The organism is Candidatus Rokuibacteriota bacterium (assembly GCA_030647435.1).
Taxonomy (GTDB): Bacteria; Methylomirabilota; Methylomirabilia; order Rokubacteriales; family CSP1-6; genus AR37.
Map to the genome: position 1 here is coordinate 99,779 of JAUSJX010000141.1, position 12,944 is coordinate 112,722.

14 protein-coding genes are annotated in these 12,944 nt (G+C 69.5%); 5 read left to right on the top strand and 9 right to left on the bottom strand.

The window, feature by feature from the left end; all coding sequences use genetic code 11:
- Positions 1-12: 12 nt before the first annotated feature.
- On the bottom strand, positions 13-396 hold the full coding sequence (locus Q7W02_25235; GenBank protein MDO8479436.1) for a hypothetical protein: 384 nt from the start codon (positions 394-396) through the stop codon (positions 13-15).
- Positions 397-581: 185 nt separating this feature from the next.
- Here Q7W02_25235 and Q7W02_25240 point away from each other — a divergent pair, with 185 nt between their 5' ends.
- Positions 582-1,253 (top strand): EthD domain-containing protein, encoded by a 672-nt coding sequence (locus tag Q7W02_25240; GenBank protein ID MDO8479437.1) that lies wholly within the window; start codon positions 582-584, stop codon positions 1,251-1,253.
- Between the two features lie 232 nt (positions 1,254-1,485).
- On the opposite strand, the gene Q7W02_25245 is transcribed toward Q7W02_25240, so the two are convergent.
- The 3 genes from Q7W02_25245 to Q7W02_25255 all read right to left on the bottom strand — a co-directional run bounded on the left by Q7W02_25245 (position 1,486) and on the right by Q7W02_25255 (position 3,595).
- On the bottom strand, positions 1,486-1,884 hold the full coding sequence (locus Q7W02_25245; GenBank protein ID MDO8479438.1) for a hypothetical protein: 399 nt from the start codon (positions 1,882-1,884) through the stop codon (positions 1,486-1,488).
- A gap of 227 nt (positions 1,885-2,111) precedes the next feature.
- Complete coding sequence (locus Q7W02_25250) at positions 2,112-3,071, bottom strand: methylated-DNA--[protein]-cysteine S-methyltransferase (GenBank protein MDO8479439.1); 960 nt, start codon at positions 3,069-3,071, stop codon at positions 2,112-2,114.
- Positions 3,068-3,595 (bottom strand): RNA polymerase sigma factor, encoded by a 528-nt coding sequence (locus Q7W02_25255; GenBank protein MDO8479440.1) that lies wholly within the window; start codon positions 3,593-3,595, stop codon positions 3,068-3,070. Before Q7W02_25255 ends, Q7W02_25250 begins: the two co-directional genes overlap by 4 nt.
- 108 nt (positions 3,596-3,703) lie before the next feature.
- Between Q7W02_25255 and Q7W02_25260 the strand changes: the two genes are divergently transcribed.
- Entirely contained in the window at positions 3,704-4,420 is a 717-nt protein-coding gene (locus Q7W02_25260; GenBank protein ID MDO8479441.1) for a DUF4197 domain-containing protein, read from the top strand.
- Positions 4,421-4,473: 53 nt separating this feature from the next.
- On the opposite strand, the gene Q7W02_25265 is transcribed toward Q7W02_25260, so the two are convergent.
- The 4 genes from Q7W02_25265 to Q7W02_25280 all read right to left on the bottom strand — a co-directional run bounded on the left by Q7W02_25265 (position 4,474) and on the right by Q7W02_25280 (position 8,580).
- Positions 4,474-5,517 (bottom strand): hypothetical protein, encoded by a 1,044-nt coding sequence (locus tag Q7W02_25265; GenBank protein ID MDO8479442.1) that lies wholly within the window; start codon positions 5,515-5,517, stop codon positions 4,474-4,476.
- Between the two features lie 153 nt (positions 5,518-5,670).
- Positions 5,671-6,618 carry a cyclase family protein gene (locus Q7W02_25270; protein MDO8479443.1) on the bottom strand — a complete coding sequence of 316 codons (948 nt, stop codon included), beginning with the start codon at positions 6,616-6,618 and terminating at the stop codon, positions 5,671-5,673.
- A 7-nt stretch (positions 6,619-6,625) separates the two neighbouring features.
- Positions 6,626-7,552, bottom strand: a complete 927-nt coding sequence (locus Q7W02_25275) for a class I fructose-bisphosphate aldolase (protein ID MDO8479444.1) — start codon at positions 7,550-7,552, stop codon at positions 6,626-6,628.
- Between the two features lie 23 nt (positions 7,553-7,575).
- Positions 7,576-8,580 carry a class 1 fructose-bisphosphatase gene (locus Q7W02_25280; GenBank protein ID MDO8479445.1) on the bottom strand — a complete coding sequence of 335 codons (1,005 nt, stop codon included), beginning with the start codon at positions 8,578-8,580 and terminating at the stop codon, positions 7,576-7,578.
- A 79-nt stretch (positions 8,581-8,659) separates the two neighbouring features.
- Here Q7W02_25280 and Q7W02_25285 point away from each other — a divergent pair, with 79 nt between their 5' ends.
- The 3 genes from Q7W02_25285 to Q7W02_25295 all read left to right on the top strand — a co-directional run bounded on the left by Q7W02_25285 (position 8,660) and on the right by Q7W02_25295 (position 11,194).
- Positions 8,660-9,073 (top strand): hypothetical protein, encoded by a 414-nt coding sequence (locus Q7W02_25285; GenBank protein MDO8479446.1) that lies wholly within the window; start codon positions 8,660-8,662, stop codon positions 9,071-9,073.
- A 5-nt stretch (positions 9,074-9,078) separates the two neighbouring features.
- Positions 9,079-10,302, top strand: coding sequence for an MFS transporter (locus Q7W02_25290; GenBank protein ID MDO8479447.1), 1,224 nt, complete (start codon positions 9,079-9,081; stop codon positions 10,300-10,302).
- A gap of 505 nt (positions 10,303-10,807) precedes the next feature.
- A complete protein-coding gene (locus Q7W02_25295; GenBank protein MDO8479448.1) occupies positions 10,808-11,194 on the top strand; it encodes a hypothetical protein in 387 nt (128 codons plus the stop codon).
- Positions 11,195-11,292: 98 nt separating this feature from the next.
- On the opposite strand, the gene Q7W02_25300 is transcribed toward Q7W02_25295, so the two are convergent.
- A complete protein-coding gene (locus tag Q7W02_25300) occupies positions 11,293-12,894 on the bottom strand; it encodes an adenylate/guanylate cyclase domain-containing protein (protein ID MDO8479449.1) in 1,602 nt (533 codons plus the stop codon).
- Between the last annotated feature and the right edge of the window lie 50 nt (positions 12,895-12,944).

Genomic DNA, 12,944 nt, shown 5'->3' on the forward strand with positions numbered 1-12,944 from the left:
GGATCTAAAAGGCTACTGGCCCTGGGCCAGACCTGGAGTCAGGCTCGGGCCAGGCGAGTCGACCGGCTGAAGGTCGGGCGCCGGCGCTGACTTGGCCCCGGTGGGCAGATCGGGCGAGCCCTCGAAGCCGCCGGCGTGAGGCTGCCAGCAGATCTGGGGCACCCCGTCCACGATCCCGCAGGGAGTTCCATAGGGCAGCGCGATGCCCGTCTTCGTATCGCTGCCCACGCCGATGGCGATCGCGCTGATGGCACCGGTAATGAGCTGGAAGCCGCCGATCATAAGGCTCAGCGTCATGGGATCGAGCTGGGCGCGGGCGGGCACGGCCAGGGACAGCAGGAACGCCGCCCCGACCACGAAGCCCACCAGCCGGCGAAGGGTACCCAGACGCTTCATGCGCCTACTATACCCCCATCCCCCCAATAAAGGCTACAAGGCCAAGACGGACAGGCCGCCCGCATCCAGTCTTAGCGGCCCACGCCGGCCGGCAATCCGAAGCGGGGGCGCGAGGCGCGGCGAGCGGCTCGTGCCTCCCGGAGCGCTTGCGGTGGGCCGGGCTACGGCCTATCCTCGGCGCACGCATGGTCAAGGTGATCACGTTCCTCAAGCGGAAGGCCGGCATGCCGGTGGAGGAGTTCCAGAGCTACTGGCGGACGCGCCACCCCGAGGTGGTGACCCGGCTCCCGGGCGTGCGCCGCTACGTCCAGTCCCACGCGCTTCTCTCGGTCTACGGACACAACGAGCCCATCTACGACGGGATCGCAGAGGTCTGGGCCGACGACACCGACGCCCTCCGCGCGATGACCGGGAGCCCGGCGCACGCAGCCCTCCAAGCCGACGAGGCGCGCTTCATCGACCGCGCCAGCATGGGCGTGATCATCACCGAGGATCATGTGATCAAGGACGGCCCGGTGCCGCTGGACGCCGTGAAGAGCGTCGCGTTCCTCACGCGCAAGCCGGGTCTCCCCGTCGAGGCGTTCCAGCGGCACTGGCTCGAGGCGCACGGGCCCATCGCGGCGGCGCTGCCCGGCCTCAGGCGCTACGTGCAGAGCCACACGCGGCGCTCCGCGTACGACGCGGGCCGCGTCCCCGCCTACGACGGCGTGGTCCTCACGTGGTTCGACTCGACGGACGCGGTCCGCGGCGCGGCAGCCGCCCCCGAATACGCCCGCGTGCTCGCCGACGCCGGGAACTTTCTGGTCCCCGGCCAGACACCGTCCATCCTCACCCGCGAGCACATCATCGTCGCGTAGCGCCGACTGCCCGCCGCTCAGGCGGGCCGCGGGCTCACGATCCCCCGACGGCTGGTCCTGCACCCTCTGCGCTGAAGCGCGCATCTGAGGGCGGCCCAGACGCTCCGCTGAGGCGGATGGAGCGACGCCAACACAACCCGCCGGGCTGCGTCGGCGCGGAGGTCGGCCAGCCGTGCCTTCGCGATCACTTCCAACGCGTAGAGGTTGATATCCACGGATCTCTCCTTCTCTCTCAGGCGGCCAGCGGTGTGTCGGTCGCGGCCTGCCGGGGAGCGTCGAGCTGCTGGGGCAGCGGCCGAGCGCCGAACGCGCCGGGTCTGAACACGATCTCCAGGCGCTCCGCCGCCTTCTCCGCGGCGAAGTGGCGCGCGGTCACGCGCAGGAGGGCCGCCACCAGTGCCGGCCGGTCGATGGGCACGGCCATGGACACCCGCCAGCCGCCACCGCGCCGCCGGCTCACTACTGGCGCCGCCACGGCGCCGAGCTCCCAGTGGATCGCGTCGGTGAGCATGATCTGCTGGTCCCGCTGGAGATCCCGACGATCCTGCAGCCGCTCGGCGAGTCTGAGCAGCGCGCTCACTGCAACGAACGGAATCGCTACGATTACAAGAATCGCGACCAGGGCTGTCATGGGCTCCCTCCTTGTGCCCACTAAGACACCGGAGGGCCGCGCGCGTGAAACGCGCCGAGCGCGACCGACCAGCCGAGACCAGCAGGATGTTGAAAAACCGCGCAGGCTGCTCAAAAGGGTCCAGATGCGAGGCGGCGCCCGACGGCCGCACGCGAGGCGTACTCCCCGTACGTTGAGCGTGCGGCCGAGGGCGCCAACGAAGCAGATGGGCCCTTTTCAGCAGCCTGCTACGCGGAGAGCGGGTGGAGATCCGGCCGGCAGGCCGCGCAGGGAGTGAGACCGACAGCCTCGGCGTGCCGGCGCGCGCCGAACAGCGTGAGCTGGGCCATCGGCTCCCGTGATAGGGAGCCGCACGTCGGCAGGCAATACTCCGCGTACCCCTCGAACAGGACGTACATGTGGCCGCGCTCGATCCTGTGGGCGCGGAGACCCACCGGGACGCCCTCGAGCGAGAGCAGCTGCTCCTTGAGCCCGATCCTGCTTCCGGCATAGCCGGTCAGGTCCCCGCTGCTGCCGATCACGCGATGGCACGGGATGGCGATGGGTATGGGATTGTGCCGGAGCGCCTGGGCGACGGCGCGCACCGACGCAGGCGCGCCGATGCGCCGTGCGATCCCGGCGTAGGACGTGATGGCACCATAGGGCAGCTCGGCCGTGGCGGCGAGCACGCGCCGCTGGAAGTCGCTCCCCGCCCACCGGAGGTCGAGCGGCCAGCTGAGCCGGGTGCTCCGGGCGCTCAGGTAGTCGAGGAGCTCCCGGTACGTCGCCTCGACTGCCGCCTTGTCTTCCACCGCGTCGTCCCCGGCCAGGCGGGCCAGGTACGACCGAGCCGAGCGCTCCGAATCGATGTACCTGACCATCGAGACGCCCAGCTCAGAGCGGGCGATGAGGATCTTGCCCAGCGGCGACGAAAAGATGCCGTAGGCGACCATGCGGGACCGGATGTCGGCCAGCCGGGACTCGAGCTCGGCGCGCGCCAGCGTGGGTTCGGCCCCGGCCACGGGCGCGCGGCGAAGATCCGCCACCATGCCCTCGAGCACGCGATAGCGCTCGAGCTCGTCGCGGCAGCCACGGCAGACGGCCACGTGCCGCTCGACGCCTCGCGCAGCGGAAGCTCCGGCCTCGCCCGCGGCCACGGCCACCAGATCGGGTTCGATGTCACGGCAGGTCGAGTTCTCGGGGTTCATGGCTGTCGCTCCGTGTGGACGGCGTCGAGATCATCCAGTCCCCGGCGGATCTTCCGCAGGGCTTGAAAGACATGGGCCCTGGCGCTCTCGGCCGAGCAGTCGAGGCTCTCACCGATGGCGTCGTAGTCGAGCTCGTGGACCTTCCGCATGGTAAAGGCCAGGCGCTGCTTGAACGGGAGCGCGGTGACGATCCGGTCGATCCGGGCGCCCGCCTGGCTGGCGATGGCTTCCCCCTCGGGCCAGGACGACCCTCGCTCCGAGGCGCCGGCCGCCGCCATGACCATGGCCTGGCGCCGCCGCCCCTCCGCCCGGAAGTGATTGCGGAAGAGGTTGGTGGCGATGGTGAAGAGCCACGCCCTGACGTTGGCGTCCGGGGGCAGCGACCGATAGGCTTTGTAGGCTCGCACGAAGGTCTCCTGGGACAGATCGTCGGCATCGCTCGGGCGAGAGGTCGCCCGCGCGAGGTAGCGGTGTATCTCGGCATGGTGCGCGGCCACGACAGTCTCGAAGGGGTCCTCGGTCATGTCCCTGACCATGAGACACCGTAGCCCGGCGGATGTGAAATGGCCAGGTGCTCTATCATGAGGTCGGCGGCCCGAGCCCCCCTTTTCGCCCAGACACCGAGAGGCCCCATGAGGACTTACTTGCTGGCCTTGGTCATCGGAATTGGAATGGTCGCGATGCCCGCCTCAGCGCAGGTAGACCAACTCCTCAAGGGCATGGGCATTGGCCAGCAGAGCGGGCTGTCCGAGGGCACCGTCAGCGCCGGGTTGAAGGAGGCCCTCCAGGTCGCCACGGAAAAATCGGTCAGCCTCACCGGGCGTCCCAACGGCTATTTCAGCAATGTGGCGATCAAGATCCTGATGCCCGAGAAGCTCCGGAGCGTGGAGCAGGGCCTGCGGGCGGTCGGCTACGGCCCGCAGGTGGACGAGTTCGTGCTGAGCATGAATCGGGCGGCGGAGCAGGCTGCGCCGGCGGCCAAGCAGATCTTCGTGGACGCGATCACCAGCATGACCTTTGACGACGCGAAGAAGATCCTCAGCGGCGGCGACACCGCCGCCACCGAGTTCTTCAAGGCCAAGACGACGGACACGCTCACGGCGGCGTTCAGGCCCGTGGTCGACAAAACCATGGGGGAAGTCGGGGTGATACGCCAGTACCAGGCGCTGATGGGACGGTTCGAGGCCATCCCCTTCGCGAAGTCTCAGACGTTCGACATCGACGGATACGTGACCATCAAGGCGCTTGACGGCCTCTTCCACGTCGTCGGCGAGCAGGAAAAGCTGATCCGCACGAACCCGGCGGCACGGACCACGGCCCTGCTGCAGGAGGTCTTCACCAGGAAGTGATCCCCCAGCCGGAGCTTCGCGCGGGGGGTCACCGGCGGATGGCGCTTGCCGCCCTAGGGCGTCCCCATGGTGGCCTTGTGGACGATCAGCAGGGAGTGCGGGGGCGCCAGATCCACTCCGTCCGGGGTGTTGAGCAGGCCGGGCTCGCGTCCCTTCCTGCCCGTCTGCCCGTACTGCCACACGATCCGGCTCGTCTTCGGATCGACGACGATGACCCGGTGGTTGGCATCGTCGTTCGCGATGACCATGCCGTTTGGCAGCACCTTCGCCATCGAGGGATGGTCGAGCGCGTCCTTCCCCGCGGGCTTGTAGCGCCACAACACCTTGCCGCCACCGTCGAACATCAGGATCTGGCCGGGCTTGGAGTAGTCGGCGGTGATGTAGCGCCCCGGCTCGACTTCGTTGCTGTCGGACGGGTAGCGCGCGCCGGGTACCTGGAAGCTCCGGATCACGGTTCCCGTCTTGAGGTCGAACTCGCTGTGCCACGCCCCCTGGATCTCCGTGACGAGGTAGTGACCGTTGCGCATCGGAAAGGCGCCGTTGGGACTGCCGAAGATGCGCGGCGGGTCGTGCTTGCAGCCGCCCGGAGGCCGGCGGGCGGCGCCATAGACCCGCTCGGGCGTCTGCGTCCCCTGGGCGACCAGCAGGATGCGGCAGTTCTTGATGTCCGGAATGAGGACGTGCCCATCGGGGAGAACCAAGGCATCATCCGGGTTCCAGAGCTGGTTCGGCCCATGGCCGTGGACCCCCGGCGTGCCGTAGCGCCAGACGATGCGGCGGCTGGCGATGTCCACCAGCGAGACGGCGAAATTCTCTTCGTGCGTGACGATGATCTGCTTGCCGTCGGCCGTATAGAAGGCGTCGTCCGGTGATTTGAACGTCTCCCCGAGGCGCAGATCGCCGGGCTCAGGGAAGGTCCAGACGACGCGGCCCTGGGGATCCACGAGGATGATCCGGTCATTGTCCTCGTCGGCGATGAGGACCGGCCCGGGCAGTACGGACGGGTCCGACCCCGGCTGCAGATGCCCCTCCTGCTGAGACAAGGCCGGGGCGACAGCCAGCAGCAGGCCCATCGCCGCCACGATGACGTATCTCATGGTCCCTCCCGCTGCGCTCCGCGTTCGCGGCGCATGTGCACTCTGCTCCGCACCGAACCTACGCTAAAGGAACGCGCGCATCACTCGCAATAGTTCAAATGAGGTATGCGGGTGAAGCTGGACGTCGATGTCCACACTGCGGGGAGAACCTCGTTAGAACATCGCGATCGGGTTGACGGGCGAGCCGGTGACGTTCTTCAAGCGCAGGGGCGCGACGGTGAGCAGGAACTCCCAGCGCGTGCGCTCGGTTGCCGCGCGCGCCACGTCTTCGAGGTTCATGTTGTCGATGAGCCAGAGCCCCATGGCGACGAGCGCGACGACGTGGAAGGAGTTGCCGAGGGCGGGGTACGGCAGGGGCGCGAGGTCGTTGTGCGTGTCCGTGCCGATCATGGCGACGCCGCGCTCGCGGAGCCACGGGCAGCAGGCGACGTGAAGCGCCGGCGTCCCGGCCGCCATCGGGTTGACGGGCCCCTCGGCGAGCCGCCGCGCGTAGTAGCCCGTCCGGACCAGCAGGATGTCGCCCGACTCCACGCGCACGCCCTGCGCCTTCTCCGCGGCTTCGAGGTCCTCGGGCATCACGCCTTCGCCCGGGCCCATCCAGCTCACGCTCTTGGCCCGAGCGACATCCAGCAGCACTCCCCTGCTCACCACGCCGTCGCGCAGCACCTCGACCGAGTTGACCGTGGCGCCCTCGCGGGAGGTGACGAGATTGGACGAGCGGCCGTTGTAGAACTGCCCCTGCCAGAAGTAGTGCGGCGGGGCGTCCACGTGAGTGATGGCGTACCCGTGGAAGACCATGCCGATGAACTCGGCGGCGCCGCGGCGCTGGAGGATGCGGTCGTTGGAGTCGTGGTCCCGACCCTCGCCGGAGTCCACCATGAAGCGCATGGGCTGGACGGTCGTCTCGGGGGTGATCTCGGTAGACCAGGGGCGCGCGCAGGTGACGCTGACGCCGTCCTTGACGAGCGTCGCCGCCGCGGCGCGCTTCGCGGGGGTGATCAGGTTGATCGTGCCGAGCTCGTCGTCCTTGCCCCAGCGCCCCCAGTTGGACAGGGTGCGCATGTACTCGCGCACCTGCGCTTCGGTCGGAGCGGTCGCCACGGGGCCGTTACTTCAATTCGCCCGAGTAGATCTTCATCACCGTCGACAGGAACTCGAGCGCGCGCGGCTTCTGGCGCTGGAACGAGTTCCGCCCGATGATGGAGCCGAAGCCGCCGCCGTCGCGGATGGCCCGGCACTCGTCGAAGATCGCCTCGTCGTTCTCCTTGGTGGCGCCGCCCGAGAAGATGACGACGCGCCGGCCGTCGAAGGCCGACTGGACGACGTGGCGCACGCGCTCGGACAGCGTCGAGATCGGCACGCCGGTCTTTTCGTAGACCTTCTTCGCCTCCGGCTGCTCGATGTGCTGGGTGGGCGGCTTGACCTTGATGACATGCGCCCCCAGCTGCGCGGCGATCTGCACGGCGTACGCCACGACGTCGATCGCGGTCTCCCCCTCCTTGCTGATCGACGAGCCGCGCGGGTAGGACCAGACCACCGCGACGAGGCCGTTGGCCTTGGCCTCGGCGATCATCTCGCGGCACTGCTGGTACATGGTCTGCGCGTTGGCCGAGCCCGGGTAGATCGTGAAGCCCACGGCGACGCAGCCCAGCCGGAGCGCGTCCTTGACCGAGCCCGTCACGGCGGAGAGCGGGTCCTTCTCGTCGTTGAGCACGTCATGGTTGTTGATCTTGAGAATCAGCGGGATCTCGCCCGCGAACTCGGACACGCCCGCCTCGATGAAGCCCAGCGGCGCCGCGTACGCGTTGCAGCCCGCCTCGAGGGCGAGGCGGAAGTGGTACGCGGGGTCGTAAGCCGGCGGGTTGACGGCGAAGCTCCGCGCCGGGCCGTGCTCGAAGCCCTGGTCCACCGGCAGGATGACGAGGCGGCCGGTGCCGGCCAGGCGCCCGTGGGTGAGCAGGCGGGCCAGGTTGGTGCGGGTGCCCGGGTTGTCGCTCGAATACCAGGAGAGGATCTCGCGAACGCGCGCTTCCATGGCCGTCCCGTCCTTTCTCTCGGTCACCGACGGTAGAACTCTTCGGCGAGCGCAACGTCGTCGGGGCTGCCGACGATGATCGCCGCCCGCTGGTGGTACTCCGTGGCCTTGAGGTCGAGCACGCGCTCGGTGCCTGTGCTGGCGCGTCCGCCCGCCTGCTCGACGATCATGCCCATGGGCGCCACCTCGTAGAGGAGCCGCAGCTTGCCCTTGGGCTTGGCGGGGTCGCGCATGTCGGCGGGGTACATGAAGAGCCCGCCTTCCAGCAGCGTCCGGTGCACGTCGGCGACCATGGCGCCGGAATAGCGTAGCGAATAGGGGCGTCCGGTCGCCTTGTCGGGCGTCCGCAGGTATTCCACGAAGGCGCGCTGCCCCGGGTGCCAGGTCGAGAAGTTGCCCTCGTTGATGCCGTAGACCTTGCCCTTCTTCGGGATGCGGATGTCCGGGTGCGTCAGGAAGAACTCGCCCGTGGCGCGGTTCATCGTGAAGCCGTGCGTGCCGTTGCCGGCCGTGTACACGAGCGTGGTCGCGGGCCCGTACATGACGTAGCCCGCGGCGATCTGCTCCGTGCCCGGGCCGAGTGCCGCGGGCCCCGCCGGATCCCACCCGCGGCTCGGGCGCAGGGAAAAGATCGTGCCGACCGTGCCGTTGACGTCGAGGTTGGAGGAGCCGTCCACCGGGTCGCAGGCGACCACGAGGCCGGTCGATCCCTTGCCCTCGTGCATCTCGATGGGCTCGGGCGCCTCCTCGGAGACGAGCGCGGCGCACGCCCCGCTCTTGCGGAGCGCAGCCGCCATGATGTCGTGGCCCCAGAGGTCGAGCTTCTTGACCTGGTCGCCCGTGAGGTTGGTGCCGCCCGCGTAGCCCAGCTGGTCCCGCAGCGCCGCGTGCGCCAGCTCCTGGGCGATGACGGCCGCGACGCTGCCGATGCGGCTGACGACCAGGGCCATACCGCGGGCCTGGTCCGAGGCGAGCGGGGCCTGCTGCAGGGCAAGGTGCTCGTCGAGCGTCATCTTTGACGGGGCCACGTTTCGGATGCTAGGCGAAGGCCGGCGTTTAGTCAACCCGCCGAACGATGGTATTCTCGGTGGCGCCATGACGAGCCGCATGCGCTGTCTTTCGGGGTGCCTGGCGGTGTTGTTCCTCGTCGCCGGGTGCGCCGGCCAGGTCCCGAGGTACGTCGTCTCCCCCGCCAAGGGCCAGACGTCCCAGCAGATGGACAACGACAAGTTCGACTGCAACCTCCAGGCGCAGAAGCAGACCGACTACAACCCCGACAAGGCGCTGACCGAGGGCGCCCTGGTGGGCCTGCTCGTCGGCGGGGCGGCAGGGGCGGGTCTCGGCGCTGCGGCGGGCGCGGCCGGCGGCATCGTCGGCACGGGCGCCTCCGTGGGCGCCATCGCGGGCGGCGGAATCGGCGCCACACTCGGCGGGTCGTACCTCTACGACAAGGACCTGAACCAGACCCAGCGGGCCTTCTACGCGTGTCTCGAGACGCGCGGCTACACCCTCACCAAGTAGCCGGCGTGGCCGACCCCGCCCAGGGACGCTGGCGGGCGCTCTTCTTCCTCTCCCTGGCCGAGCTGGGCGCGCTGTCGCTCTGGTTCAGCGCCGCCGCCGTGCTTCCCGCGCTCTCACGCGAATGGCATCTCGGCGACGGCGGGCGCGCGGGGCTCACCATCGCCGTTCAGGCGGGCTTCATCCTCGGCACGCTGGGCTCGGCTCTCGCCAACCTGCCCGATATCGTCTCGCCCCGCCTGCTCATGCTCTGGAGCGCCGTGGCGGGCGCCGCGCTCAACGGCGCGCTCGCACTCTGGATCGAGAGCCTCACGCCTGCACTCGTCCTTCGCTTCGCGACGGGCCTCTGCATGGCGGGCGCGTATCCGCCGGCCATGAAGATCGTCGCCACATGGTTCCGCGAGGGGCGCGGGCTCGCCATCGGTATCCTCGTGGGCGCGCTCACCGTGGGCTCGGCCGCGCCGCATCTGATCCGCGGCCTCACCGACCTGCCCTGGCGCGGAACCTTGCTCGCGGCCTCGGGGCTTTCGCTCGCGGCGGCGGCGCTCGTCTGGCTCTGCGTCACCGAGGGCCCCGACCGCTTCCCGCCCGCGCGCTTCGATCTGCGCATGGCGGGCGCCGTCTTTCGCGGGCGCGGACCGCGGCTGGCGTGCTTCGGCTACTTCGGTCACATGTGGGAGCTCTACCCGATGTGGGCCTGGCTCGGCGTCTTCCTGGCGGCGAGCCTCGAGGCCCGCGGCGGCGGCAGCTACCTGGGACTCAACGCCCCGGCGGCGACCTTCGCCGCCATGGGGCTGGGCGGCGCGCTCGGCGCCTATGCGGGCGGCGCGCTCGCCGACCGCTGGGGCAGGACCGCGCTCACGATGGCGGCCATGGCGCTCTCGAGCCTCTGCGCGGCAACGATCGGTCTCTCGTTCGGCGGGCCGCCGGTGCTCACGTTCGCTCTCGCCGTGTTCTGGGGCATCACGGTGATCGCCGACTCGGCCCAGTTCTCGACGGCGGTGACGGAGCTCTCCCCGCCCACCTACGTCGGCACCGCCCTCACGGCGCAGACCTGCGTGGGCTTCGCGCTGACCATGGTCTCCATCTGGCTCATCCCGCCGGTGGTGCGCGTGGTCGGGTGGAGCTGGGCCTTCGCCATGCTGGCCCCGGGGCCGGCCTTGGGCGTGCTCGCCATGGCCCGGCTTCGCGCCTCACCCGAGTCCCTGCGCATGGCAGGCGGCCGCCGCTAGCAGGCCGGCGAGAAGGGTCCAGATGCGAGGCGGGGCCCGACGGCGGCACGCGAGGCGTACGACCGTCTCAGCCCTCGCCTCGGGGCTCCGCCCCTCAGCTCGAACGGCCACGAGCGTGCGGCCGAGGGCGCCCCAACAGTCTTCTTGCTAAATGGCGCAGATGGGCCCTTATCGCAGGTCTGCGGCCCTCGGGCTTGCCGAGTCGCGCGGCACGCGCTGGCATCAACGAGGATGCTCACAACGCCGCTGCCGAGCGATCTCCTCGTCCCCATCTTCCGCGACGCGCGCGACATGCTCCTGCTCACGGGAGCGGGGGCTGCGCGGCCTCCTCGAGCGCGTATCTCGGCATCCTCGACTACCTGCGCGAAATCACGCGCCACTCCCGGCTCATCGCCCGCCGCATCGCCCCGCGCCCCGCTCCGGGCGAGGGGCCTTCCCCCCGCATCTAGCCTGTCGGCGGAACCTTTCGGTCCGCTCCGCGCTTCTAATGGGCGTGGAGGTCTCCATGGTCAGATCACGGATGACGATCGGCGCGGCGCTTCTGGCCTGCGTCCTGTCACTGGGCGCGGGCTCAGCGCATGCGGAGAGGAGCACCATCTCGGGCAACGCGGGCACGATCACTCTCGACTGGCAGGCAATCCAGGACAAGGCCGGCCGCCCCCTCATCGTCGGCCACATGATCACCTACGGAGCCAAGTCCGGCTGCTGCATCCCCCGCCTCCTCGTGGAGACTCTCGACGCAGAGGGCCGGGTCGTCGCCCAGAACACGGGCTTCATTCCCGGCTACGTGGGCGGCTACGACAATGTCTACTTCGAGGAACCCATCCGGGCGCCGGGTGCGGGTTACCGCGTCAGCATCCCTTCCTGGAACAATTGTGCCGGCGGCCAGTAGTGGGGTCAGGTCTTGCATTCCGACATCACAGACCGGGTGCGGTGAATCAGTGTGGCAAGACTCGCGCGGAAATGTCGGAATGCAAGACCTGACCCCACTCAGGCGATCTTGTCGTAGACCCCGGGGGGGATGATGCGGTAGACGTTCAGCGGCTGCGAAACGTTCTTGAAGCTCTTCTCGCCGAGGTTCTCGAGCACGAAGACGCCCCGGACGCGCTCGGCGGTCATGGGGCCGACGACGATCTCATCGCCCTGCGCCGAGCCCGCGAAGCGCGCGGCCAGGTTGGTGGTGGGCCCCGTGGCGGTGAAGGTCCAGCGCTGGGCGCCCGCGCCGCCGATCTTCGTGGCGCCCACCCAGGCCTCGCCCGTGTTGATGCCCATGTGCAGGGCCACGGACGGAAAGACGCCGGCGTGCTCTTCGTTCAGCTCCACGGTGCGCTGGCGGATCGCGAGGGCCGCGCGCGCGGCGTTGAGCGCGTGGTCCACGGGGCCGCGGCCGGGCTCGCGGCTCTTGGACTGGAAGATCACCATGAGCCCGTCGCCCGCGGTCTCGTTCACGTCGCCCTGGTGCTTGCGGATGATCTCGAGGAATGCCGAGAAGTACGTCTGCACGAGCTGGTTCAGCCGCTTGGCTTCGACCTGCTCGGAGAGACGCGTGTAGCCCGCGATGTCGAGGAAGAGGACGGAGACCTCCTCCTGGTGCTTCTCCAGCTGGGTCGCCGACGGGTCGCGCTCGAGCAGCTCCTTGACGGCGTCGGGCACGAACTTGGACAACTCGCCCTTGAGCTGCTCGAGCACTTCGAGCCGCTGGCGCGAGGCCTGGAGCTCGTCGAGCGTGGTCGCGAGCTCGCGGTTGCGGGTTTCGAGGCTCTGCTGGGCCGTAGACAGACGCTCGGTCATGGCGTTGAAGGCCGAGCCCAGCCCCGCCAGCTCGTCGCCCGACGTCGTGCGGGCGCGCGCGGCGAAGTCGCCCTCGCCGATCTTGTGGGCCACCTGCGCCAGCTCCTGGATGGGCCGCACCACCACGCGCCTCATGACCAGCGCGAGGACGCCGGCGGCAGCGAAGATGGTCAGGAACGCCACCAGCATCTGCCGGTTGCGCTGCTCGCGCACGGCCACCAACACGGGCTCCATGGACGTGGCCACGCGCACGACGGCGCGGACCTTGTGGTCGGTGCCGTGGCAGCCCTGGCAGCGCTCCTGGTTGGCGACGGGCTGGTGTAGCGTGAAGAGCATCTGCCCGTTGACGCTGTCGATGGACTCCTGGGTCTTGAGCGTGTCGACGGCCCGCTGGAAGAGCGGCCCGGTCATCGGCGGCCCCGCCGGCCGCGCCATCTTCTCGATGCTCGCCATGACGCCCTTCGGCAGGTCGGCCTCCTTCGCGACCTGCCGGAGCGTGGCCGTGTCGGTGAAGGCCTCGACGCCGTTGCGCCGGTAAACGGTCAGCCCCTCGACAGGCGTGTTCTTCTGCATCTCCATGATCTGCATGCGGGCGATGTCGGGCCGCTCCTGGAGCATGGCGGCCTCGATGTTGGCGGTGAGCGCGGCCGTGAGGCGGCGCGCCGCCACCTTGCTCTGCTCGACGAGGAGGTCGGCCTCGCGCTGGATGGAGAGGATCGTGGAGATGCCGAAACCCACGATCAGCACCACGACGATGAGGACCGTGATCTTGACGGTGAGCGGCGCGGGGGGCAGCTTCACGGGCTAGAGCCTACCGCGGCCGTGCCCGACGTGCAATCGAAGACCGCGCA

Bases quoted from the DNA above. Each gene is read 5' to 3' on its own strand.
- Q7W02_25235 (MDO8479436.1), bottom strand. From the start codon at position 396: ATGAAGCGTCTGGGTACCCTTCGCCGGCTGGTGGGCTTCGTGGTCGGG.
- Q7W02_25240 (MDO8479437.1), top strand. From the start codon at position 582: ATGGTCAAGGTGATCACGTTCCTCAAGCGGAAGGCCGGCATGCCGGTG.
- Q7W02_25245 (MDO8479438.1), bottom strand. From the start codon at position 1,884: ATGACAGCCCTGGTCGCGATTCTTGTAATCGTAGCGATTCCGTTCGTT.
- Q7W02_25250 (MDO8479439.1), bottom strand. From the start codon at position 3,071: ATGAACCCCGAGAACTCGACCTGCCGTGACATCGAACCCGATCTGGTG.
- Q7W02_25255 (MDO8479440.1), bottom strand. From the start codon at position 3,595: ATGACCGAGGACCCCTTCGAGACTGTCGTGGCCGCGCACCATGCCGAG.
- Q7W02_25260 (MDO8479441.1), top strand. From the start codon at position 3,704: ATGAGGACTTACTTGCTGGCCTTGGTCATCGGAATTGGAATGGTCGCG.
- Q7W02_25265 (MDO8479442.1), bottom strand. From the start codon at position 5,517: ATGAGATACGTCATCGTGGCGGCGATGGGCCTGCTGCTGGCTGTCGCC.
- Q7W02_25275 (MDO8479444.1), bottom strand. From the start codon at position 7,552: ATGGAAGCGCGCGTTCGCGAGATCCTCTCCTGGTATTCGAGCGACAAC.
- Q7W02_25285 (MDO8479446.1), top strand. From the start codon at position 8,660: ATGCGCTGTCTTTCGGGGTGCCTGGCGGTGTTGTTCCTCGTCGCCGGG.
- Q7W02_25295 (MDO8479448.1), top strand. From the start codon at position 10,808: ATGGTCAGATCACGGATGACGATCGGCGCGGCGCTTCTGGCCTGCGTC.